Origin of the sequence: Brumimicrobium sp. (assembly GCA_023957385.1) — a bacterium.
GTDB lineage: Bacteria > Bacteroidota > Bacteroidia > Flavobacteriales_D > Crocinitomicaceae > Brumimicrobium.
Window position 1 is genome coordinate 256823 of sequence record JAMLGZ010000002.1, and the last position, 24966, is coordinate 281788.

23 protein-coding genes are annotated in these 24966 nt (G+C 34.6%); 5 read left to right on the forward strand and 18 right to left on the reverse strand.

From position 1 onward, the window contains the following. Positions 1–58: 58 nt before the first annotated feature. The 11 genes from M9897_12360 to M9897_12410 all read right to left on the reverse strand — a co-directional run bounded on the left by M9897_12360 (position 59) and on the right by M9897_12410 (position 12612). A complete protein-coding gene (locus M9897_12360) occupies positions 59–2212 on the reverse strand; it encodes a M12 family metallo-peptidase (protein MCO5269676.1) in 2154 nt (717 codons plus the stop codon). Positions 2213–2338: 126 nt separating this feature from the next. Beyond that, positions 2339–2551 carry a hypothetical protein gene (locus tag M9897_12365; GenBank protein ID MCO5269677.1) on the reverse strand — a complete coding sequence of 71 codons (213 nt, stop codon included), beginning with the start codon at positions 2549–2551 and terminating at the stop codon, positions 2339–2341. 155 nt (positions 2552–2706) lie between these two features. Beyond that, the gene (locus tag M9897_12370) at positions 2707–3891 is read right to left on the reverse strand and encodes an acetyl-CoA C-acyltransferase (protein MCO5269678.1); all 1185 of its coding nucleotides are present in this window, start codon (positions 3889–3891) and stop codon (positions 2707–2709) included. Between the two features lie 28 nt (positions 3892–3919). Beyond that, positions 3920–6328, reverse strand: a complete 2409-nt coding sequence (locus M9897_12375; GenBank protein ID MCO5269679.1) for a 3-hydroxyacyl-CoA dehydrogenase/enoyl-CoA hydratase family protein — start codon at positions 6326–6328, stop codon at positions 3920–3922. Positions 6329–6330: 2 nt separating this feature from the next. Next, a complete protein-coding gene (locus M9897_12380; GenBank protein ID MCO5269680.1) occupies positions 6331–6798 on the reverse strand; it encodes a MarR family transcriptional regulator in 468 nt (155 codons plus the stop codon). An 87-nt stretch (positions 6799–6885) separates the two neighbouring features. Next, positions 6886–7752 carry a hypothetical protein gene (locus M9897_12385; GenBank protein MCO5269681.1) on the reverse strand — a complete coding sequence of 289 codons (867 nt, stop codon included), beginning with the start codon at positions 7750–7752 and terminating at the stop codon, positions 6886–6888. A gap of 125 nt (positions 7753–7877) precedes the next feature. After that, on the reverse strand, positions 7878–9680 hold the full coding sequence (locus M9897_12390; GenBank protein MCO5269682.1) for a tetratricopeptide repeat protein: 1803 nt from the start codon (positions 9678–9680) through the stop codon (positions 7878–7880). Beyond that, on the reverse strand, positions 9680–10225 hold the full coding sequence (locus M9897_12395) for a hypothetical protein (GenBank protein MCO5269683.1): 546 nt from the start codon (positions 10223–10225) through the stop codon (positions 9680–9682). Before M9897_12395 ends, M9897_12390 begins: the two co-directional genes overlap by 1 nt. A gap of 67 nt (positions 10226–10292) precedes the next feature. After that, entirely contained in the window at positions 10293–10862 is a 570-nt protein-coding gene (locus M9897_12400; GenBank protein MCO5269684.1) for a GNAT family N-acetyltransferase, read from the reverse strand. Positions 10863–10906: 44 nt separating this feature from the next. Beyond that, a complete protein-coding gene (gene purQ, locus M9897_12405) occupies positions 10907–11599 on the reverse strand; it encodes a phosphoribosylformylglycinamidine synthase subunit PurQ (protein MCO5269685.1) in 693 nt (230 codons plus the stop codon). A 59-nt stretch (positions 11600–11658) separates the two neighbouring features. Beyond that, positions 11659–12612: a hypothetical protein gene (locus tag M9897_12410; GenBank protein ID MCO5269686.1), complete on the reverse strand. Its 954-nt coding sequence runs from the start codon at positions 12610–12612 to the stop codon at positions 11659–11661. Positions 12613–12718: 106 nt separating this feature from the next. Between M9897_12410 and M9897_12415 the strand changes: the two genes are divergently transcribed. After that, complete coding sequence (locus M9897_12415; GenBank protein ID MCO5269687.1) at positions 12719–12907, forward strand: hypothetical protein; 189 nt, start codon at positions 12719–12721, stop codon at positions 12905–12907. 70 nt (positions 12908–12977) lie between these two features. On the opposite strand, the gene M9897_12420 is transcribed toward M9897_12415, so the two are convergent. The 4 genes from M9897_12420 to M9897_12435 all read right to left on the reverse strand — a co-directional run bounded on the left by M9897_12420 (position 12978) and on the right by M9897_12435 (position 17107). Then, positions 12978–13976, reverse strand: a complete 999-nt coding sequence (locus M9897_12420; GenBank protein ID MCO5269688.1) for a glycosyltransferase family 9 protein — start codon at positions 13974–13976, stop codon at positions 12978–12980. Continuing rightward, positions 13960–14724, reverse strand: coding sequence for a glycosyltransferase family 2 protein (locus tag M9897_12425; protein MCO5269689.1), 765 nt, complete (start codon positions 14722–14724; stop codon positions 13960–13962). Before M9897_12425 ends, M9897_12420 begins: the two co-directional genes overlap by 17 nt. Positions 14725–14825: 101 nt before the next feature. After that, positions 14826–16520, reverse strand: coding sequence for an ABC transporter substrate-binding protein (locus M9897_12430; GenBank protein ID MCO5269690.1), 1695 nt, complete (start codon positions 16518–16520; stop codon positions 14826–14828). A 125-nt stretch (positions 16521–16645) separates the two neighbouring features. Further along, on the reverse strand, positions 16646–17107 hold the full coding sequence (locus M9897_12435; protein ID MCO5269691.1) for a hypothetical protein: 462 nt from the start codon (positions 17105–17107) through the stop codon (positions 16646–16648). A gap of 118 nt (positions 17108–17225) precedes the next feature. On the opposite strand from M9897_12435, the gene M9897_12440 reads away from it, so the two are divergent. Beyond that, positions 17226–18008, forward strand: a complete 783-nt coding sequence (locus tag M9897_12440) for an SDR family oxidoreductase (GenBank protein MCO5269692.1) — start codon at positions 17226–17228, stop codon at positions 18006–18008. Here the strand turns inward: M9897_12440 and M9897_12445 are convergent. Continuing rightward, positions 18005–19939, reverse strand: coding sequence for an Nramp family divalent metal transporter (locus tag M9897_12445; protein ID MCO5269693.1), 1935 nt, complete (start codon positions 19937–19939; stop codon positions 18005–18007). The genes M9897_12440 and M9897_12445 overlap by 4 nt on opposite strands. A gap of 76 nt (positions 19940–20015) precedes the next feature. On the opposite strand from M9897_12445, the gene M9897_12450 reads away from it, so the two are divergent. Continuing rightward, positions 20016–21212 carry a TlpA family protein disulfide reductase gene (locus M9897_12450; protein ID MCO5269694.1) on the forward strand — a complete coding sequence of 399 codons (1197 nt, stop codon included), beginning with the start codon at positions 20016–20018 and terminating at the stop codon, positions 21210–21212. Between the two features lie 11 nt (positions 21213–21223). Here M9897_12450 and M9897_12455 read toward each other — a convergent pair whose 3' ends face one another. Then, entirely contained in the window at positions 21224–21925 is a 702-nt protein-coding gene (locus M9897_12455; protein MCO5269695.1) for a DsbA family oxidoreductase, read from the reverse strand. Between the two features lie 42 nt (positions 21926–21967). Beyond that, positions 21968–22840 (reverse strand): pirin family protein, encoded by an 873-nt coding sequence (locus tag M9897_12460; GenBank protein ID MCO5269696.1) that lies wholly within the window; start codon positions 22838–22840, stop codon positions 21968–21970. 173 nt (positions 22841–23013) lie between these two features. Here M9897_12460 and M9897_12465 point away from each other — a divergent pair, with 173 nt between their 5' ends. Further along, positions 23014–23604: a non-canonical purine NTP diphosphatase gene (locus M9897_12465; GenBank protein MCO5269697.1), complete on the forward strand. Its 591-nt coding sequence runs from the start codon at positions 23014–23016 to the stop codon at positions 23602–23604. Further along, the gene (gene radA / locus M9897_12470) at positions 23597–24961 is read left to right on the forward strand and encodes a DNA repair protein RadA (GenBank protein ID MCO5269698.1); all 1365 of its coding nucleotides are present in this window, start codon (positions 23597–23599) and stop codon (positions 24959–24961) included. Before M9897_12465 ends, radA begins: the two co-directional genes overlap by 8 nt. Positions 24962–24966: the final 5 nt, after the last annotated feature.

A 24966-nucleotide genomic window follows, 5' to 3' on the forward strand; every position in this document is an offset into this window, starting at 1 on the left:
ATTAAACTAAAAAGAGGATGAATATAATCCATCCTCTTTCTATTTTTCAACTTTAACGTTAGTTCTTAATAATTTTCTTAATCACTCTGTTTCCATTGATATATGTTTCAAATAGGTAAACACCTTGATTTAATTTTTCTAAAGAAACGGTAGTGTTGTTTTCAATCTTTTGATTACTTGAAACAACTAAAGCTCCCAACATATTATATACTTTGTATCCATCGATAGAAGGAACATCCTTTAATTGAATCACAAAGCTACCCTTAGTTGGATTTGGATATAATTGGAATGCAGATTCTAAAGAGTTTTCTTCTAAACCAGCAGCACTAGTAACAATTTTAAATTTCTTATCTGAAATATCGAAGAAAGTTTCATTCTCTGAAGTTACCATGATAATAGCTTTGGTTGTAGCCACATTGGGAACTGTAACTTGCTCAGAACCATCATTAGGAGTACTTGCAATGAGTGTTGTGAAGGTATCACCACTATCAGTAGAAATAGAAATCTTTACGTTGTTACATGAAACGGGCGATACATCAGTATTTGCGACATCCCAAGTTACAGTTTCGGTAGTTCCACCTGTCCAAGTAATACCTATAGCATTTGGATAGGTCACTAAGAAAGGTCCTGCATTAGCAGTGACTGGCACAGTAATATCTTTACTATCTGTACATCCTCCAGTTCCGTGATTATCTCTTACAGTTACTCTAAAATTATATGTTCTCGTTTTTTCAGACAAAATTTCCCATTTATAGTTAGGCTGCAATTGCTTGTCAATAGCAGGTACATAACGAATAGGAGAAGTGGTTGGATTATATGATCTAAAGTTCGGGCCTGATGATGCAGTTGCAAGAGGCGGCTGGGTAGTAATCTCTTTATTCATTTGTTCCCAACAATATGTTATATCATCTCCATCAGCATCTGTTGCAGCTGCTTTTAAAATAAAGGGAGTTTTAGCAGGAATAGTTGGAAGAGAATTAGCACTTGTTACGACGGGTGCTGTATTTCCGTTTGGTGTCTTTGTTGGGCAATTATGACTTGGGCTACTTATCTCAATCCCAATCTCTTGTAAAGATGCTGCATGAAAATAAGCATCTGAATGTGCTTGTACATCAGAAGGACAAATTCCAGCATAGCTTAAAATAGTAGAACCACTTCCCGTTTCATAGGCTGTTGAATTATTTCTATTATTACCACATGAGTTATTAAAAGTATGATTAGCCCCAAATTGGTGTCCCATTTCGTGTGCAACATAATCAATATCAAATGCATCTCCAACCGGAGCCCCACTACCTGTTACTCCGCGACCTTTATTACTGCTAGAACAAACGCTTCCTAAGTAAGCAACCCCTCCTGAATTAGTACCAAATACGTGACCTATATCATAGTTAGAACTTCCAATCACAGAATTAAGGTTATTGTGATTTTCGGATAACATCGCACTTGCATTTCCATTTGTATATGGGTCTGTAGCAGGATCTGTATAAATAATAGCATCGTTATTTATCATTGTCATGTGAATAGATAAATCACGCTCATAAAGTCCATTTACCCTATTCATAGTGGTTACTTGTGCGGCAAGTGCTTGAGCCTTTGTACCTCCATGGAAGATGGTGTATTCACCCGTAGCTGCAAGCGCTAAACGATAAGTTCTCATTTCACAAGATTGAACACCTCGTAGACCTATTTCTGTTTCAGGAGCGGATTGTCCTTCAAAGAAACATTCGAAATATTTGTCCGTTATCAAATCTTCTTTTTCATATAATACATATTGATCTTGCAATTCATTTGTAAACGCAGCTGGATCAATAAAAATAGTTGACTTTCCAGGCTGCATAATCATAGCTCTGAAATAGTTGGGTCCTATCTCAACCTTTGCTTTACGACTGGATTTATCTGTGGGATATCCATCAAAAGCTCTAACTTCTGGGTAGGCATCCATTAATTCAGTGCTCATGGTTGTATTTACTGATAATTGAAAATAAATGAATTCATCTACACCCATTGGGAGAGCTATGGTAATAGGAGAATTTGTAGCTACAAGATTCTTAAATGAAGAGATATCAAAAGAGAAATAAGCATCTGTTTTAGTTTCTAATTGATACCCTGAATGATTTATCTTTCCTTTAGAAATAGGTTTCCAAAAATTACTTTGAGAGAACCCAATTGCTCCGCTTAGGAGCATAACGAGAATTAGCATATGTTTTTTCATAGGCTTAAAGTTATAGAAAAAATGTTTAAATTTTAAATCTATTTAATTAAAAGAATGAGATACTATTGGAAACCTAAACAATAAAAAAAGGAGGGATTCCCCTCCTTTCTTCTTTTGATATTCAAATTACTTTAATTCACATGTAGCATTTGGATCATATTGCTTGTAAGTTGTTTGCCAACTATCACATGCGGCTTTTGCATCTTTCTTTTTAGCAGTTACTTTATTGGATGCAGTAACATAATCATTTGTACTTGTACATTTGCAATCCCATGTTTTTACACAAGAAGTTAGAGATGCTACTCCTAAGATGGCAGCTACATAAAATACTTTTTTCATATTATTAAGGTTTTTAGTTAATACTTCAAATCTAAGATAAAATTTTGAAAAATCCAAATTGAGTGTATAAAATAGGGCATTTGCAGTAGTAGTTAACTTATTGAAATAAAAAGGGCTGTCAGATGACAACCCTTTACAACAACCTATCAAAGGAATTATAATCTCTCGATAATACCAGCAGCACCTTGACCAGTTCCTACACACATGGTTACGATACCGTATTTCTGATTACGCTTTTTCAACTCGTTAATAACCTGAACTGTTAATTTAGCCCCAGTACAACCGAGTGGGTGACCTAAGGCAATAGCTCCTCCATTTACATTGAAGATATCGGGATTCATTCCAACTTCTTTAATTACAGCAACAGATTGAGAGGCGAAGGCCTCGTTTAATTCTACTAAATTGATATCATTTTTAGAGATGCCTGAACGCTCTAATACTTGTGGAATTGCATAAGCAGGACCTATACCCATGATTCTAGGCGGAACACCAACTACGGTATAATCCACTAAACGAGCTACTGGTTCCAAGTTTAATTCTTTCACCATCTTTTCTGACATTACAAGCACAAAAGCAGCACCGTCACTAGTTTGTGATGAGTTTCCCGCTGTTACACTTCCTCCAGCAGCAAAAACAGGTTTTAATCTACCTAATGCTTCCATAGATGTCCCCTTTCTTGGACCCTCATCTGTATCAACTACATATTTTTCTACTTGTCTCTTTTCATTCTTATCTAAAAAGATTCGTTCAACTTCAATAGGAACAATATCATCCTTAAATCTACCGCTCTCGATTGCTGCGAGTGCCTTTTCATGAGATTTTAGAGAAAACATATCTTGTTCTTCTCTTGAGATATTATATTCATTAGCCACAGCTTCTGCAGTTAATCCCATTCCCCAATACCAAGTAGGATCTTTCTTAGCTACATTATAATTTGGAACAATTCTCCATCCTCCCATGGGCATGGAAGACATAGATTCTGTACCTCCTGCAATGATGCAATCAGCTATTCCCATATTGATTTTAGCAGTAGCTAAAGCAATAGTTTCTAAACCGGAAGAACAATAACGATTTACCGTCATACCGGGAACCTTTTCTGTGTTTAGTCCCATCAGAGAAATTAAACGACCTACGTTTAAACCTTGTTCAGCTTCAGGGTTAGCATTCCCTACAATCACATCATCAATTCTGTTAGGATCTAGATTTGGGACTGTTGTCATAATATGCTTGATTACTTCTGCAGCCATGTCATCAGGACGATAAAAGCGGAATCCTCCTCTATTGGCTTTTCCTACTGCCGTTCTGAAACCTGTTACGATATATGCATTTTTATTTTTCATTGTCTAATTTTTTAAATAAGTTTTTGAATTAGTTTCTTAGGATTTTACCATTTTTAACCATACTCTCTAAACGCTCTAACGTTTTTCTCTCTGCACATAATTCTAAGAAAGCCTTTCTTTCTAAATCTAATAGATATTGCTCTGATACCTGAGTGAGTTCAGATAAATCCCCACCACACATTACAGTACCTAATTTTTCTGAGATTAACTTATCATGTTCTGAAATGTAGTTTCCAGATTTCATGGAGTGAGCACCAATATATACAATACCTAGTCCTTCTTGACCTAGTACAGTTATATTTCTTTCACCTCTTACTGGCGGCATGTATCCTTTATTTGCCATCTCTAAACAAGCTGCTTTAGCTCTTGTTAATTGACGCTCTCTACTAACAATCACCTCATCTGTTCCTTCTCTTAAATAACCTAAGTCAAACGCCTCATATCCTGAAGTTGCTACTTTAGCTTGACCTACAGTTAAGAAACTATTGCGTAGTCTATTGATACGAATATCTCCGTCTTGTAAACCATCAGAGAAACGTTTTGCAAATTCCTTGGTTCCACCTCCACCTGGGATTAAACCAACACCAAATTCCACTAAGCCCATATAGGTTTCAGCATGTGTTACCACTTTATCAGCATGCATAGAGAATTCACATCCTCCACCTAATGCTAAATTGTGTGGTGCAACAACTACTGGGCATTTTGAGTGACGGATACGCATAGAAGTATCTTGGAAAGCTTTTACTGCAAAATTCAATTCGTCAAAATCTTGCTCAATAGCCATCATAAAGATTAATCCAACATTTGCACCAGCACTGAAGTTTTGTCCTTCGTTATATATTACTAATCCTTTGTATTTTGTTTCAGCTAAGTCTATTGCTTTGTTGATTCCTTCAATAACTCCACCTCCAATTGTATTCATTTTTGTATGGAACTCTAAGTTTAATATACCATCACCTAAATCTACAATTGTAGTATCAGCATTCTTCCATACAGTATGTTCATCACGTAAAGCATCTAGAATCACTAGGTCTTCAGTTCCAGGAATTACTTTATAGCTTTTTGAATGTATATCATAGAATAACTTCTGTCCATTCTCCTTCTTATAGAAAGTTTTTACACCGTCATTTTTCATTTGAATTAACCAATCGGCTGGTTTCTTACCTGCTTTCTCAATTAATTCAATTCCTTTTTCTAAACCAAAGATATCCCATGTTTCAAATGGACCTAATCCCCAGCCAAAACCAGCTTTAATGGCATCGTCAATTTTATAGAGATCTTCAGCAATCTCAGGAACTCGGTTGGTTGCATAAGCAAATAGGCCTCCAAACATCAGACGATAGAAATCTCCAGCTTTGTCTGGACCTTGAATAAGCATCGCAGTACGTTTTACTAAATCATCTACTGGTTTTGCCATATCAAAAGTTACAAACTTCACTTTCTTTTGACTCTTATATTCTAAGGTGTCAAGATCTAATGAGAGAATCTCACTCTTCCCATCTGCATTTTTAACTTTTTTGTAAAATCCTTGTCCAGATTTAGAACCTAGCCATTTGTTATCCACCATTTTGGTAATAAATTCTGGTAACGCAAATAAAGCATGTTCTTCATCATTTGGACAATTCTGATTAAGACCATTTGCAACAAGTACTAGAGTATCTAGACCAACTACATCTGCTGTTCGGAAAGTAGCGGATTTAGCTCTTCCCATGATAGTTCCTGTAAGCTTATCAATTTCTTCAACAGTTAGACCCAAATCTTTGATGCTGTGGAAAAGAGACATAATAGAATATACACCGATTCTATTAGCTATAAATGCAGGAGTATCTTTACAAAGTACTGTTTTCTTTCCGAGGTATTGTCTTCCATATTCCATGTAGAAATCAACTACCGCAGGATCGCTCTCAGGGGTTGGGATGATTTCTAATAGTTGAAGGTATCTTGGAGGATTAAAGAAGTGCGTTCCACAGAAGTGCTTTTTAAAATCTTCACTTCTTCCTTCAAGCATCAGATGAATTGGAATACCAGATGTATTGGAAGAAATTAGAGTACCTGGTTTTCTATATTTTTCTATATTTTCAAAAACAGATTTCTTGATATCTAGACGTTCAATAACTACCTCGATTATCCAATCAACATCTGCTATTTTGTTTAAATCATCTTCTAGGTTACCTGTAGCTATTCTACTAGCAAATTCCTTTTTATAAATAGGGGAGGGACTCATTTTTAATGCTCCTTGTAATGCATCATTGACAATTCTGTTTCGAACAGCTTTATCATTTATGGTTAAGCCCTTTTTTGCTTCAACCTCATTTGGTTCTTTTGGAACGATATCCAAAAGTAACACTTCAACACCGATGTTCGCAAAATGACAGGCAATTTGAGATCCCATCACACCAGAACCAACAACGGCTACCTTACTTATTTTTCTTTCCATTTCTAATAAAAATTTTGATTAGTAATATTAATTGATTTTAATTCATCATCAATGTGCTCTTCCACGATATCCATAATTTCAAAGAAAGTTTGCAGCTTCTTTTTTGGTATGGACAGTAATATCTTTTCATTGAAATCTATAATGTATTGCTTTACTTCTTTACGAAGTTCTAAACCTTTTTTCGTGAGGTAGATAAGTACTCTGCGTTTGTCATTCTTATCCATTTCACGGTAGATATATCCTTTATCCTCCATTGTTTTTAGAGTACGAGATAAACTTGTAGGCTCCATTCCCATGCGCGGACCCAATTGTGTGCTTGGAGTACCCTCCTTATCTACTATCAGGAGTATAAAACCAATAGACATAGTTAATCCATGTTCTTTTGCTTTTTGATTATACATACGAGATATTTTATGCCAAGCATTTCTAACATAAAAATCGAGATAATAATCTTTTTGTATTTTGCTCATAAGACGCTAAAAATACAAAAAATTACTAAGTATGCATAATAATTTTTTGAAAAATTAAGAAAGTTCTTTTATATTATTTGAAATAGCTTATTTGGTTTGGATCTTTTTCTTTTTCTTAAAGTAGAAATAATATAATGATACTCCTATTAGTCCTAAAAGAATAGCTACATTTTCTAGGATATACTCTATTGGTAACACCCAAATCTCTTGAAATAAATTCCATCTACCCATAATCTCAACTACATTCCAAAAGATAATAACTGTTGGGATAGCGTATCGTATAGCATAATCTAATTTACTGATACGTAATAATTTAAAGATGAGGTATAGAGACCAGATTAAAGAACCAAGGGCTACAATAAAAGTAGCAGGATGTCTGTCTCCAGCAATATCATTATCATAAACAACTAATAAAACGATATAGAATGTCCATAATAACATGATTGTTTCTATGAAGGTGATAATTGCAAGTGGTTTAAACGACGCTTTGTTGTCATCTATATGTTGTTTGATTTTGAATGTTTTTTGTATCCATACAAAGAAGGTGCATTTTGTTTTAGAGAATAAGAAAAGTAACAAGAAAGATAGTAAAAGTCCTATGGAAGATAACATCACTAGATATTCAGGTTTTGTAAGAATTTCATCTCCATCCATAAGCGGAGCAACCTTTAATTTCTCAGCAATCCATACAAATGAAAACTCTACCCAACCAGTCCAGACTAATACCCCAGCAAGAAAACCTAATACTGTTGCAGCGTTCCTATGATGATTATTTACGAGTCCGAATACTAATAGTATCAACCCAATAAAACCTATCCCAAAAGCGCCTAAAAATTTATGATCTTGTAAAATAATCTCATTCAATACCATGAGCGCATGCCCTATTGGCATAAGCAATAAAACAATCATAAAAGAAACCAAACCAATTCGAAAGGAATACCAATTTATCTTCATCGCACATTTTCTATGACAATTCTGTGACAAAGATACAATTAAGATTGAGTCTAAATAAGAATAAGCTCAAAATAGATGAAAAATACCACTTTTGTGGTATGACAACAGTTAAACATAGAGTCAGCTTAGTTTATATTTCGATATGCTTTTCTGGCTTCAGTAACAAAGAGGCTACCTGGATAATCCTTCATTAGTTGGAAATAATAATCCGATGCCTTTTTGTTGTTAAATAAATGATTTTCATATATCAAGGCGATTTGATACAAGGCATCATCTGCTAAAATATCCTCCGGAAATTCATCTACAATCTTTTGAAGATATTCTATAGCGACTTCCCACTTTCCTTGGTATTGGAAGGCTTCTGCTTTTTTGTAGAGTATGTTGTCCATTAGTTGATGGTTAGGAAAATTTCTACTTATAGAGTCATAGATTAGAAAAGCAGCATCATATTGATGTTGTTCTACTAGTAAATCTGCTTTTGCAAATTGTCGCATAGCTACGTAATTAGAATCCAAACCTAGGTTTTCAGTTATGAATATAGATAAATTCATAGCATCATTGGCAATTAATTTAGTAGTGGCTTCTTTGAGGATATCCAATTGAGATTGTGCAAACTTAAAGTCACCATCATAATAGAAAATGCGTGCATTCTTAAATTTAGCTTCTTCTCCAATTGGTTCATATTTAAAAGCTTTTTCTACCTGCATATATAGGAGAGACGCATCCCATATCTCATTATTAAGAAGGAGAATATCCGCTAATAATATCTTTAGTTTAGCTTCTTCTAAATCATTATATTTTGGATAGGTAAGAGCTTCGTTTAATAAGCGGATAGCTTCATTTGCTTGATTTCCATAATATGCCTCGATATAGGCTAATTCTTGAACAATAGGTAGTGCTTTTCCATTTTTAGGAATACGATTGAGAACAGCTTTATATTCATTGATAGTTTGATCGATATCCTCTTGAGAATAATTGCGTACAATGGTGATTTCCTTAAAACGTGTATTTAGCAGAAGCTGTTCAGCTGTATAATAATATGGTTTACTTTCCCCTAAGTCTAAAATATAGCGATATGCCTTCCGTGCAGTAGAAAAATCATTGTTTTGTAGGGCTTGATTAGCTAAGGCATAAACTTCTCTACCGTCATTAGAAGTTCGCTTGTCAAGGGCTTTAGCTTGAACAAGTGCTGCTGAGAAGTTTTTTTGTTGTACAAAAGACCAAATAAGTAGATTAGCATATACTTCATCACTAGGATTTTTCTGAATTTTGAGTAGTACTTCTTGTTCAAATATCTTGAAACGCTCATTATTCGCATCTTGAAAATCAATCATTTGAGGGAGGATTATTTTCAATGAAGAAAGCATAGATGGATTATAATCTAGTAAAGTGATATATTCTTTGATCATTTTATCAGTTTGACCGAGAGCACCATATACTTCAGCAAATTGAACATTGAGGGGGTAATTACCCTTTAATAAAGAACGACCTTTCTCTAATGCTTCGAGTGCCAACTGATTTTTATTGGCCTTTGTAAATTCACGTTGCAGGGTGATAATTAAAGATGCATTTGTGGGTAGATTGCTGATAAGACCTTTGTATATCTTTTCAGCCTTTGATACATCTCCCATGCGTTCGTATTCTTTACCTAATTGAATAGGGTATTCATAGTTATTTGGATAAATATCAATTTGCTTAGAAATCAATTTTATAATTTCTTTATCGTTTTGAGTTTCACGTAAACAAGATAAATAACGGGAATAGTTGGTTGGCGAGGGGTTTTTAGGGTATATTTTTTGGAAATAAGGAATGGCTTTTTCGCAATCTCCTTGATTAAAATAGTAATTAGCTAGTTGCTCATCGGTACTTTGACCCAGTGAAAGAGTATAACAACAAAGGATAATTGATATGGTTAAAAAGTATTTCATTATTCTTTTATTTCCCAAGTTGTATTGAATTCTTCCATAATAGGTTGAAGTGAATCATAGAGGAGTATATATTTTTGATTGATAGAGGTGTAGTACTCTAATACGGTCTCAATCTCTTTTACTTTGTTTCTTTCAAATTCTAAAAACTCTTCATATTTATCTCTTTCATTTATACCATTTTGTATATCATGTTTTAAATCTTCTAGTTTCTCTTTTACTTCAGGAATGGCTACCTTAACTTTTGCTAAGTTTCCTGAGTTGATGGAGATAGTTGTGGGTATGTCTTTATAGGTGTCATATTGACTGGCTAAGACATAAGAAATGGTATCCATATTCTCATGACTTTTTATGTGTGATAAAGTAAGATGAATTTTTTCTAGCATTTGGTCAATTTGAGATTTATCAAAATTTTCTGAAATTTCCTGTAGGCTATCCAAAGAATGCACCATTTTCTCAATTTCTATTATATATGTTTCTTTGACTTTGTCTTTACATGAAATGAGAGAAAAAGCTAAAAAGAAGAAAAAAAACCATTTTGATTGCATATACCGAAATTTACTCATGTCAAAAATAAACAAAAAGTTAAAACGAATCGTGAATATAATTCGTATGTTATAAAATCGAGAGTGGACTTATTTGTAAATGCTCAAGTTTTTTCCCTGTAAGTAATTTAATTCCCTGCACTTGAAACCCCAGGCGAATATATAATTTTTTAGCCTGTGGATTTTCTTCTTCAACTAATAGTCCGAGTGTTTTATTCTGTTTATAAACATATTCATCTATCAAGAATTGAAGTAATTTTGTTCCTATCCCTTTTCCTTGGTAGTTAGTTGAAACTCCGATAGAATCTATATAAATTTCTCCTTCATCTGTTTCGTCTTCTGGACTAAATTCTTTATGAAATTGAAGCATAATCTTTTGTGCAACAGGTTCCCTTAATTCTGTTAGCATATTGCCATCATATGCACATGCAGCAGCAATAATCAATTGATTATCTTCAACCACCCAACAATTTTCATAGGAATATTGGTTTCGTTCTTCACTCACCAATTCTGTAAGAAAAGAGAGTGCTTTTTCAGCGTTAACCTCACCTATAAAATCGTACAAGATTCCCTCCATAGCAGATAGCAAGAGAGGAGCAATAGAGTATGCTTCGTCGTGTTTAGCTTTTCGAATAATCATAGAGACATAGTTTACTTAGAATACAGTAAACCAAAGAATCAAAATTATAGGTTACAGTTTTCAATGATGGATCTCAGAAGCAATCGGCCATCTGTATTTCCTAATATGCCTTCAGAGGCTCTTTCAGGATGAGGCATCATTCCCATAACGTTTCCTCTTTCATTGCTTATTCCTGCAATATTTAGAAGAGAGCCATTTGGATTGGAAGTTTCATCAACTAAACCTTCTTCTGTAACATAGTTAAAAAGAATTTGATCTTTATCTTGTAGTTTCTTAATCGTATCATTAGATGCATAGAATCTCCCTTCTCCGTGTGCGATTGGAACTTTATACGCCTTATTTCTATCTAGTCCTTTGGTAATCGCACTACTTTTACTTACAGGTTTAAGATATATATTTTTACAAACAAATTTTTGTACATCATTATGAAGTAAGGCTCCCTCTAATAAACGGGCTTCTGTCAATACTTGAAATCCGTTGCAAATACCAAGTACATATCCACCTTTTTCGGCATGCTTATAGATTTCAGCCATGATAGGGGAGAAACGAGCAATAGCTCCAGAACGTAGGTAGTCACCGTAAGAGAACCCACCCGGAAGCACAATAAAATCACATCCTTTTAAATCGGAATCTTTGTGCCAAAGATGTTCAACCTTTTGGTTAAGTACGTTCTTTAGTACGTGAATTGTATCTCCATCGCAATTAGATCCAGGGAAAGTAACTACTCCAAATTTCATAATCTTCTTTTATTGATTTTCAGCTTACAAAATTACGATATAATTCCGAATGAAAGAAGTTAAACGAAGAATTTAATAACATTTATCGCTAGCAAGCAATAGAATAAGATGTAGGACACCCATTTTATCCTCAAATCCAAAAAAGCGTATGATAAGATGAATGGAAGAACAGTCACACTAATTGTGATATAGAAATAAGAATCAGAAACTCCCAAGATAAAAATACACGTAAAGATAGTTAGAAAAAAAGCGATTAATGTGATAGAATTCATCTTACGGAAGTGAATGGAACTCTTAAATCTCCTTTCCAAGATTTTTTTGTGTGCAATAATAATCAGGATACCTACTACAACGATAGTGACAATAAGGATGCCTATATTGACATTAGAGTAGTGCAACTGACTTCTAAATAAGATGAGATTTTGTAGAAAATCCATATTTACTAGAGGTATCCATAAGAATGGGATAATAAATCCAATGGATGGTAGAAGATGTTCTCGAAGCGAAAAAGGACGAATTATAATTAATGCGATATGAATTAGGATAAGAAAAATACTAAAGACAGGTAAGAAGGAGGCAGATATGCCAAGAAAGAATCCTGCCAAGAAAGAACTGTTTCGAGCATCATCATTTTGTTTAATTTTAAATATGTGATAGAGATATATAATGAAGAAAAGATGAGAAATTAAATCTTCACTTAATTGGAGACTTATAGGGAAAAGAAAGAGCAAAGAAATATAAAGAATACTTGGAATGAATGTGAGTCTGTCATAAAACTCAATGGAATTAAATATATAATTTAATAAGAAGGCATTTCCACAAATAAGAAAGAAAGCAATGATTTTAGAATAAAGCATAGGGATTGCATAAAAATCAATATTCCACAAATTATCAGAGCCTTCCATAAGGTTTGAGAAATTAGGAAAATAAAAACCCAGCACTAAATGCACTAATACCAATACTGGAATTAAGGTAAGTACGAGCGGATTATTACTTGCAAATTGCTTTATCATGAAATTTGTTTATAACGAAACAAAGTTATTCAAATGTCTAATAAAACTTCATCTTTTTGTTGCTAGTTTTAAAAAAAGATTATATTTGTAGGCAAAATATTTTGTTATGAATTATACAGATGTAGTTTACGCGATTGGAGATGGTCTTCTTTGGACATGTGATATTATATTTGATCACGTTGGAAATATTTTCAATATAACTGCTTTATTAGTAGGTTTTGTTGGAGCTTTCTATTGGTTGCGTCTTCAAGCAAAATACCAAAAAGAAGATAAGGCAAAAGGGGTTAGATATTAATCTGATTTCAAACGAGCTTTCTAAATAGATTGTATTATCTATTTTTTTGATATGTAAGGGTTAGATATTTCTAACCCTTAATTTTTTGTATTACACTTGATACACTTATCTGTGTGATATCTTCTAATTTTGGATTTGTTGTATTGCCTATCGTTAGTGCAAGAGCCTTCTCTCCAATAGGTGCCCATCTTCCAGGATGCATAGGAGAAAGATCTGTATATAACCCTATGGCTTGTATCCCTAAAATAGCAGCTATGTGAAGAGGTCCAGTGCTACATGCTACTAACGCATCACATTGAGAAATAAAAGTGATGAATTCTTTTAAGGTACTCTTTCCAGAGATGTCAATAATATGTGCATGTTGAGGCAGCTTATCTCTAAATTGTAATCCTTCATTTTCTGTTCCTGAGAAGCATACTACATATCCTTCTTGTACTAACTCTTCGGCTAAAGTTATGTAGTTTTCGATAGGCCACTCTACGGCAGACCCTTGAGATTTTGGATGGAGAATGATCTTTTTATTTGGCAATTGAATTATTCCTTGTAAGAAATTAGATAGCGCTCCAATAGGTTTGAATTCTGTTAGATATTCTTGAATTTGATTTTTATTTGGCAAGTGTGTTAAGCCTAAAGGTCGTAACAACTCAAAATTGAGTTGAGCCTCATGTAAGGGAGAGTTCTTTCGGGTAAAGTGAATGTATATATTACAAGTTGCCCAATGGAAGAAGCGATGAGAAGTTCCAATTCGGTTTTTCACATTTGACTTTTTCATTAATTGAGCTATTTCTTTCTTGGGAAATACATGTATGCATGTATCAATCTGTTTGGCTTGGATAAATTGAATTTGTTCTTTTTCCGAAAGCAATTCTACTTCATTCCAATCAATAAATGAATCTATCGCAGAGAAACAGGCTATTATGGGCGCTGTGTATTTTCTTCCTAAAAAGATAATGTTTATCTGGGGATATTGTTCTTTGAGCCAACTACAAATCGGAAGAGTTAAGATAACATCGCCAATACTATCTGTCCTACTTATTAAGATAGTATGTGGATTATTTATTTTCTTCATGTTGTAATCGTCTTAATTCTTTGTATTTTAAAATGTTAGATTGCGCAGAAATCAATGCGATATGAAATCCTCCATTTCCATCTAAAATACCACCTTTAATAAAATACATTGTAATGAATCTTCCGATGGCGCTAATATATGGTTTGAGAAAACCTGCCTTCTTTCCGTTCTTCCACAATTTCTGAGCAGTCAACAAAGAATACTTATCTGCTCGTTCTCTGTGTTCTCTATGATTGTAATAGGAATAATGTAAGAGATGCCCAGGGAGTTCTTTGGCTGAGAAGTTAGTATCGAATTCAAGCTCTTCGTGAACAAATTCTCCAGTCCATTTGGTATGTGATTTTGGAAAGATACGAATCTTCTTATCTGGATACCAACTAGAATGTCTAATCCATTGCCCACAGTAATTAGTTAGGCGATTAAGCACATATATCCCTTCCAATCCCTTCTCAATTTCTTTTTGAATAGCCTTTTGTAATTCTAGATCTGGAGCTTCATCTGCATCAACTGATAAAATATATTCGTTTTGGGCAAGTTCTTGTAAATAGTTTTTAGCGTTGGAATATCCTTTCCATTCTCTTTGATGAATGCTAACGCCTTTTTCTTTACATATCTCAACGGTGTTATCTGTAGAGAATGCATCCAGCACGATAATTTCGTCTGAAAAGGAGCGTAAACTATCAATACATCTTGCGATGTTGCGTTCCTCATTGAGAGTGATAATTACAGAAGATAATTTATGTTCCATGGATGGTAAATATACTTTTATTTTTAACCTAAAATGCCACTCCTATCGGAATGGCATTTAATTTTTTCTCAATTTGCAAGCTGAGAGGATATAATTTATATTTATTCTACTTCTTTGATATAAATGCTAGAGAAATCTAAGGTCTCAATTTCATTTGTTACAAATTTTCTAACTCTTAGATTAACCATAGTAATATAATCTTTTATTAAGATAGGCATTACAACGGCATCGTCAATAATAATTTGGTCGCATTTAACAAATAATTTCATTCTTTCTTCACGATTAGGCTCTTGTAAAGCTTCTTCATAATACTTATCAAATGTCTCATTCTTATATTTGAATGGATTAATAGTAGTATTGTGCTCAGAAATATTCTTGCTATAGAATAAGCTTAGGAAGTTGGATGGACTTGGATAGTCAGCTATCCAGCCTGCTCTCCAGAAAATAGCTGTTCCTTCTGCGATTGCTTTTTCTCTATCGTCTATAGAAACAAGTTTAATATCAATATTAACATTTAAGTTTTCTTTTAAAGATTTCTTTACTGCATTTGCCAACTTATCTTCAGCAGAACCTTCCAAAGCATTTACATAAAGCGTGATAGTAGGGAAGCCTCTTCCATCAGGATATCCTGCTTCACTCATTAATTGTTTTGCTTTTGCAATATTGAAATCAAAACCTTTTACGTTTTCATACGGATAACCTTCAATTTTAGGAACAAAACCATTTGTAATTGGCCATCCTTCACCTTCTAACCATGATTCAATAATGGTTTGTCGGTCAATAGCGTAGTTAAATGCTTTTCTAACTCTTATGTCAGAAAATTCTTTACTCTCATTGGCAAAACCATAATAGGTCAAACTCATACTAGTTTTAGAATCTACAATATGTTTTACATTTTTGCCGTCTTTAGCTTCTGTAAGAGAGCCTAAGACATTCTTTACTTCCTCAACTGGAATATCTAGCACTAAATCAATCTTCTCAGCTCTGAATGAAAGTAATTCGTCTGTCTTATTTTGGCTATAGGTCATAACAATATTATCTAGGAATGGAAGTGGATTACCAAATTCATCCTTTTTGTAATAGTGATTATTTTTAACCAAAACAATCTGAGTGTCATCCATCTTATCTAGTTTGAAAGCTCCTGTTCCTACAGGATGAATGCGAATCTGGTCACCGTATTTATCTACAGCTTCTTTAGGGAATACAGAGAGCCCTACATGGGACAATACTTTTCCAAAACCAGAGAATGCACTCTCTAATTGAATAACTAAGGTGTAATCGTCTTTTACAACAATTCCCTCTACATTCTTACTCTTGCCATCGTAGAACTCTTTAGCTCCTTTTATCTTATCTATCAATAAATGTGACATTTGGTTCATAGGATTGTTAGAGCAAGCAAATTCTAAAGAATATTTAAAGTCAGAAGCTGTTACTTTACGACCTTTTCCATTTGTGAAACAAGCATCATCTTGAAAGAATACATCATCACGAAGAATAAATGTAAACTCGGTAGCATTGTCATTTATACTATATTCCTTTGCAATAGAAGGAACCAAATCTGTACTAGCTGGATCAATCTTTAATAATCCTTCAAATATTTGAGATGCAACTCGGTTTGCATAAATATTTGTCGTTTCTAAAGGGAAAAGATTTGTTACTTTCTCACTCGACATAAAACGGAAAGTTCCTCCGTATCGAACTCCTCCTTTAGCTTTTACAATGTTTTTATCGCCAGTTGTATCACAACTAAGAAGAAGCAATGCTGTTAGTGTAAATAGTATAATCTTACGTGTCATTTTGAAGTATTTATACGTTGTATAGTTATATAAGATTTCAAATATATAAAAGTTTGAATAAAATGAATCATTTTTAGTAGATAAAATTGAAATAAATTTATACTACGATACTAAATTGAAATATTTTATTGAAAATATTCGTGAAAAGTTTGGTAAGAATGCTCTAATTCATTTACAATTTTCTGAGCATCTTCTATGTTTTCAGCCTCACCCAAAGCTTTTGTTAAGTCTAAATGCGGATGTAACCACTTATGTAATTCATCGTGACTCTCACCTTCCATAGTACAACTTTTGATTAAATGATTATTTGCCTCTTTCACGTTATTGGCTAAACTTTTATAATCTTCATCTTTTTCTTGAAGATACGCATTTACCAATTTTTCTCCTTCTTCAATAAAAGGTTTCATTTCTTCATTGATAGTCCATTTTTGACCATCAATTAACTGAATTGCTTCAATATTGTGCTCTTCATGCTCATGATGTTCAGTTGCTTCAACTTCATGATGTTCTTCCTGTGGGGCGTCAGTATGGTTACAAGCAATGAGCAAGCAACTAGCTATCCCGGCAATTAAAATCTGTTTTTTCATAAAATCTTATTTTGTATTAAGACAAAGATATCCAAAATAGAGAGAATATAGTTGTTTGGAGAACTTAATTTAAGATTTTGCGTATATCATGATATATTGTTAATTATTTTGGGTAATGATCGAAATTAATCTAAAAGGAAAACATGCTATTGTGTGTGGTAGTACACAGGGTATTGGTAAACAAGTTGCTATGACACTTTCTTCATTGGGAGCCTCCATTACTTTGATTGCACGAAACGAAGAAAAGCTAAAGCAGGTATTAAAAGAATTGACTCCTAATGCGAAAAATGATTATATCGTTGCCGATTTTTCTAAGCCACTTGAATTAGAGAAAAAAATACAGCATTGGGCTGAAAAGAAAAAGGCGCACATTTTAGTTAATAATACAGGTGGACCTACAGGTGGGCCTATTCGTAATGCGAAAGCAATGGAATTTATAGATGCCTTCAATCAACATTTGATTTGTAATCATGTTTTGGTTCAAACACTTTACCCCATTATGCGAGAAGAAGGATATGGCAGGATTATTAACATTGTCTCAACCAGTGTAAAACAACCTTTGAATGGGTTGGGTGTTTCTAATACGATACGTGGTGCTGTTGCCAATTGGAGTAAAACGTTAGCGAATGAATTAGGTCAATTTAATATTACAGTAAATAATATCTTACCTGGCCCGACAAACACATCTCGTATTCAATCAATAGCAGAGAGTGAGACAGCAAAATCTTCTGGATTAGATTATCAAGAAATCGTAGATAGCATGGCTGCTTCTGTGCCAATGAAACGAATAGCAGAACCTCAAGAGATTGCAAATGCAGTTGCCTTTTTGGCAACTCCCGCAGCGAGTTATATCAATGGAATTAATTTACCTGTAGATGGTGGTAGAACAAAGTCACTCTAGTTGTCCTTTACTATCATTACTGAAACTTTCACCCTGTGTCGAACCGCATCAACGGTTGTTCCAAACAACCAATCTTTGATTCCTGTGTGTCCATGCGCACCTAAAATTAATAAATCTACATCACTGTTGTTTACAATTTCTGGAATACTGTTCTTTGGAATACCAAACCCAAGCTTGGTTTCTATCGTATAACCTTGACTTTGAAGTTGTGCTTGGTAGTTCTGCAAATACTGCTGGTCACTATTTGTCTCAAAATCTTGCGTTTCTTTTCCATATATCTTAGCCCCAACGGTTTCTACCACATGGATTAGGGTATATTTGGCAGTATTTCCTCCTAATTGTAAAGCAGTAGAAATACTTCTCTTATCTGATTCAGAAAAATCTACAGCTATTGCAATGTGCTGATATTGTCTACTTTGTTGTAACTTACCCATATCCACATTAGTGATGTGAGGAACCATATTTTTCTTCTTGAAAGAACGTTTTGCAATAAACGGTTCACACGTAATATAAATGAGTAGAAGAAGCAGAGATATTGCAAAAGGAACAACAAATATCCAAATGAATAGAGGTTGCTCAACCGATTCAAGCCATCGATTGATTTCATTGTATGCTAATCCAATGTTAAATCCAACTATGATAAGTGTTATGAACCAAGAAGCAATCTTGAGAGTTGTTTTAATATGGAATCCTTTCATCAACTCTTTGGAACTCACAAAGTGAATCAATGGTATGATGGCAAACCCAAGTTGAAGACTTAATACGACTTGACTCAATACTAATAATTTTCCCGTGGAACTTTCACCAAAATAGAGTATTGCAACAATAGCTGGTACAATAGCTAATAACCGAGTGATGAGTCTGCGCACCCACGGTTGGATACGTAAATTGAGGTGACCTTCCATTACAATTTGACCAGCTAATGTACCTGTAATAGTAGAACTTTGCCCTGCAGCAATTAAGGCTAGAGCAAATAACATCGGAGCCCACTTTGTACCCAAAAGAGGTTCTAACATCTGATGCGCATCTTGTATTTCGGCCACATGAATTCCATTGGAATAGAACGTAGAAGCAGCCAATATAAGAATAGCTGCATTAACAAAGAACGCCATATTCAAAGCAATAGCAGAATCTATGAAATTAAATCGCAACGCCTCTTTAATCCCTTTCGTAGTACGTTCTATTTTACGTGATTGCACCAATGAAGAATGTAGATATAAATTGTGAGGCATTACTGTTGCGCCAATTATCCCAATAGCAATATAAAGCGCAGTACTGTTTGGTATAGAAGGAATAAACCCTTCTATTACTCCATGCATATCTGGCTCTGCAATAAACATTTGAATAAAAAATGAAATACCTATTATGATAATTAGCATCAGAATGAAAGCTTCCATCTTACGTATGCCTTTATGCAATAAAAAGAGTAAGATAAAGCTATCCAAAGCGGTAATAGCAACTCCCCAGATCATTGGTAGTCCAAAAAGCAGATTTAACCCAATAGCCATTCCAATAACTTCTGCTAAATCACATGCTACAATGGCTATCTCGGCTAAAATATAGAGTGAAAAATTAACAATTGGGTTATAGGTGTGACGTGAGGCCTGAGCTAAGTCTAGCCCACGAACAATACCTAAACGGGTGCTCAGGGTTTGTAATAGCAGTGCCATAATATTGGACATCAGAATAACCCAAATCAAGGTATAGCCAAATTGACTTCCTGCTTCAATTCCTGTTGCCCAATTCCCTGGATCCATATAACCGACACTCACAAGATACGCTGGACCTAAGAAAGCCAACAAACGTTTCCACCCTGATTTCTTCAGAGATGGGTCAACGGATTCGTGTACCTCTTCAAGCGATTTATGATTATTATTTAGTTTCAAGTATTTTGTTTTTACAAAAGTAGTGGAAAATAGGTATAATCTCATAATTTCTTGATTATATCTGGCACATTTTCTGTTTACATTTAAAAAGATTATTATTTTTGAACTTCAGAAAAATTACATGCAAAAATTAGTATACCTCACCTGTTTATTTATCACCTTAGCCACCACATTTTATACTCAAGCACAAGCTGATAATTGGAATTTATTTATCAAAAATGATATTGATGAATGGCTTCCTTTCCGTATTTCTTTTAAAGATGTTCAAGGAGAAAAATATTTGAATATTAAAAATGCTGAAGAAGTTATTCAGTTGAAGCCTAGTCGAACAGTGAATGATACCACATTCTATCATTTCATTGATTATAATGCTGAAATTTGTTTTACACCAAGCGAAGAGAATATACTGACAGGATATTGGGTGAATTTTGAGAAGGAGCCAGTAGCTAAAAGACCAATCCGAGCAGAATTAATAAAAGGGAATATAGAGTCAACTTCTAAGGAGACAATGAAGCTGGATGGGCGTTGGAAGACAGACGTAATATTGCCTGATAGAAGCTACGATGCTGAATTAGTATTTACATACCAACAAGGAGATGTAATTTATGGAACAATCCGAACTAATGCTGGTGATTATCGATTTCTAGAAGGAAAGGTGGAAAGAAATAACTTTTACCTGAGTAATTTTATGGGAAATTCTATCTTCCAAATTACAGGAGAGTGGAGAAATGATACAATTTTTGGAGTAATGCATACTGTCTTTAGAAGTAATATCCATACGATTTCCGTGCAAGACGCTGATTTCGCATTAAAAGATCCACTTACTGCAACTAAAATCATAAATGATAAGCCTTTTAATCTTGACTTAAAAGATGAAAATGGGAAGCAACATATATTTAATGACTTAATCAAAGACAAGGTGGCTATTGTTACCATCTTTGGTACTTGGTGCCCTAACTGTATCGATGAGCTTAATTACTTCAAAGAATTGCAGCAAAAATTCCCTGATCTTGCTATCGTGACTGTTGCATTTGAAACTTCCTCCAGTGAAGAAGTGAGAAAACAACGTGTAAAAGGATTTAAACAGCGCAGAAATGTGGATATGCTAATCTTAGTTGCGGGGACACCTGTTCCAGAAAGTGTATTTTCCTATTTTCCTATGATAGATAGTTTCTCCTCTTACCCAACTTCTTTCTTACTTGATAAAAATGGAAAGATTGTTTCTACTCATACAGGATTTGATGGACCAGCAACTGGATCTCTATTTGATGAATATAAAGAACATCTGGAAGGACAGATAAGAGAGTTAATGAAGTGATAGATATTTATCTAATCACAATTTCCATCCATATCACATGAATCACCCTGATTTAGAATTTCGATATTATTCTCTTGAGCAAATTCATGGTAACTTTTTTCTAAAGCCCTTGTGAATGTTTCTACTGGTTGGGCTCCTGAAATAGCATATTTATTATTAAACACAAAAAAAGGCACACCTGATATACGCAATTGCTGTGAACGAACGATGTCTTGTTTAACCTCTTGTGTATAAATGTCCGAAGTAAAAATTGCTTCAATTTCAGCTACATCTATACCGATTTCTTTTCCAATTTTTAGTAAAGATTGGTTGTCATCAATGTTTACACCATCAGTGAAATGCGCTTTGAATAATGCTTCTTCGGCTTCATTGGCCTTATTATGCTTTTGAGCCAACTTGATCAGACGATGTGCTTTAAATGAATTAGCAACGACAGCTTTATCGAAGTTAAAAACTAAACCCAACTCTTTCCCCATCTCTACCGGATGATGCATCATTTGTTGTGCTTGTTCTTTACTAATCCCTTTATTTTGAACAAAATAATCCAAGGTGTTGATGTTTTCATCTGTCTCTATCGTTGGGTCTAATTCATAACTATGCCATACCACTTCTAGCTTATCACCATCTTTAAATTGTGATAATGCCTGCTCTAAATTATGTTTTCCTATGTAGCAAAATGGACAACGGATATCTGACCAAATATCTATCTTCATACGTTTACTTTTTTGTGTAACAAGTATATGTCTTTTTTGTTTCTATTCTAAATATCCAAACTTCCCCATATTGAAATCTTCAAATGCTTCAATCAATTCTTCACGGGTATTCATCACGAAAGGACCGTGTGCTGCAATAGGCTCTCTAATAGGCTCACCACTTAAGACAAGTACAATCGCATTTTCATTGGCCTCAATAGTAAAATCTTCTCCTTTATTGTCGAATAGTACCAAATGGTCTTGCGGAATTTCTTGGTCATTCATTTTTACAGTCCCCTCAATAACAATAGCAAAAGTGGTATAGTTAAATGGGAATGTAAATGTTGCTTTTCCTCCTTTATTTAACTTTGCATTCATCATGTGAACAGGAGTGAAAGTAGAAGCAGGTCCTTTTGTATCTAAATATTCCCCTGCAATTACTTCGATATATCCAGCATCATCTTTTAGTATATGCTTTCCCATTTTATCGTTGGAGATTGCCTGATATTTAGGAGCACTTCTTTTATCTTTTGCTGGTAGATTTACCCAAAGTTGCACCATTTGGAAGTCACCCCCTTGTCTGCTGAAATTTTCTTCATGAAATTCTTTGTGCAAAACTCCATTTGCAGCCGTCATCCATTGTACATCACCTTGGTGAATAACACCACCACCTCCGCTGCTATCATGATGAGCTACGCTGCCGTGATAAGCAATCGTTACTGTCTCAAATCCTTTGTGTGGATGTACACCTACACCTCTCGGTGTATCTGTTGGGGACATGTAGAATTTAGAATTATAATCCAATACAAGAAATGGATCCATTCTGTTAAAATTTAATTTTGGAACACCTGGAATAAATCCATGTACTCTAAATCCATCACCTACCATGTGGGGAGTTGGGGGGGCTATAATTGCTTCAATGTTTCTAAAATTCATAACTCATTGTTTTTATTGATACAAAGATACTAAGGAAGTTAGGAGGGGGCATTGATGTATGATAAGAAGTGTGAGGGAATAGTATATTTCAAAATATAGCTGGAGATGAAGAGAGAAAAAATGGAACTTATTTTATCTTTGTATTTCTTACAATTACTCCTCGTATGAATAAAATAGAACTCATTTTTGCTACACATAATAACAATAAGGCCCAGGAAATTCAGAATCTGTTTCCTGATTTTGTAGTAGTTAAAACATTGGGTGATATTGGATGTCATGAGGAGATTCCAGAAACCCAAAAAACCATAGAAGGAAATGCTCTTCAAAAAGCAAAATACGTGTTTGAGAACTACAACTATAATTGTTTTGCAGATGATACGGGACTAGAAATAGATGCTTTGGACGGTGAACCTGGTGTGTATAGCGCACGTTATGCTGGACCCCAAAAGAACAGTGATGATAATATGGATCTGGTGCTGCAAAAATTAACAACTGAAAACAATAGAAAGGCACATTTTAAAACAGTGATTGCTTTGGTAATTGATGGTGAACAACATTTGTTTGAAGGCATTGTTGAAGGAGCTATCCGAACTGAAAAAACGGGTACTGAAGGTTTTGGATATGACCCGATCTTTGAACCTGAAAACAAAGGAAAAACTTTTGCGGAAATGTCATTGGATGAAAAGAACTCCTGTAGTCATCGAAGTAGAGCAATTGAAAAATTAGTTGCATATTTGAGAGAATTAAATAGAACAAATGAGTAAAGTTAAGTCAGCCTATTTTTGCCAAAACTGCGGTTATGAAGCGCCCAAATGGTTAGGACGTTGCCCATCTTGTAGCGAGTGGAATACCTTTGTAGAGGAAGTGGTAAGTAAAGGGAAAAAGGAGGTTACAGCCTTCTCAAAATTCTCTAAGCGACAAGCTCAACCTCATGCCATCCATGAAATTGAAGATGCACCACAGCAAAGAGCGAATATGGTGGATGGAGAAATTAATCGTGTATTGGGTGGTGGTTTGGTGCCTGGTTCTTTGGTGCTATTTGGTGGTGAGCCTGGTATTGGAAAATCTACCTTGATGCTCCAAATGGCAATGCAGGAAAAAAATTGTAAGATTTTATACGTGTCGGGAGAAGAAAGCGAACAACAAATTAAAATGCGGGCAGAGCGCATTGGGGACTTAAACCCGAATTGTTACTTATTAACTGAGACTCAACTGGAAAGTATCTTTTCCCATGCAGAAAGCCTTCAGCCAGATATGGTAATTATTGATTCTATCCAAACAATACACAGTGAGAACATTGAAAGTTCTCCTGGAAGTATTTCTCAAATCAGAGAATGTACCGCAGAATTATTGCGTTTTGCGAAACAAACTGATACGCCTGTATTTCTGATTGGACATATTACCAAAGAAGGTTCGCTTGCTGGACCAAAGGTTTTGGAACACATGGTGGATACTGTTTTGCAATTTGAAGGCGACCGTAATCATGTATATCGTTTATTGCGAAGCATTAAAAACCGTTTTGGCTCTACCAATGAATTGGGTATTTATGAAATGTTAGGAGATGGTTTACGTCAAGTAGAAAACCCGTCCGAGATCTTAATTTCAAGTCATCAGGATAAACTTTCGGGAGTCGCCATTGCAGCCACTTTAGAAGGTTTACGACCTATGTTAATTGAAGTGCAGGCTTTAGTGAGCACTGCGGCCTACGGAACTCCACAGCGAAGCGCTACCGGTTTTGATTTGCGGAGATTAAATATGTTGCTTGCTGTGATGGAAAAACGATGTGGTTTTAAATTAGGTGCAAAAGATGTATTCCTAAATATTGCAGGTGGAATCAAGGTAAATGACCCGGCTATTGATTTAGCGGTGGTGGCTGCCATCTTATCTTCTAATGTGGACGTAGCTATCGAAAAGAACATTTGTCTTTCTGCAGAAGTTGGTTTATCTGGAGAAATTAGAGCAGTGAATCGTATCAACCAACGTATTTCAGAAGCTGAGAAATTAGGCTTTAAAAAGATAATTGTAGCCAAAGACAATAAAGGAATAGACGCACAAAAATCTAAAATCGAAATTGTGCAATGCTCTCGTATTGAGGAGGTGTTGAAAGAACTATTCGCTTAAGAATC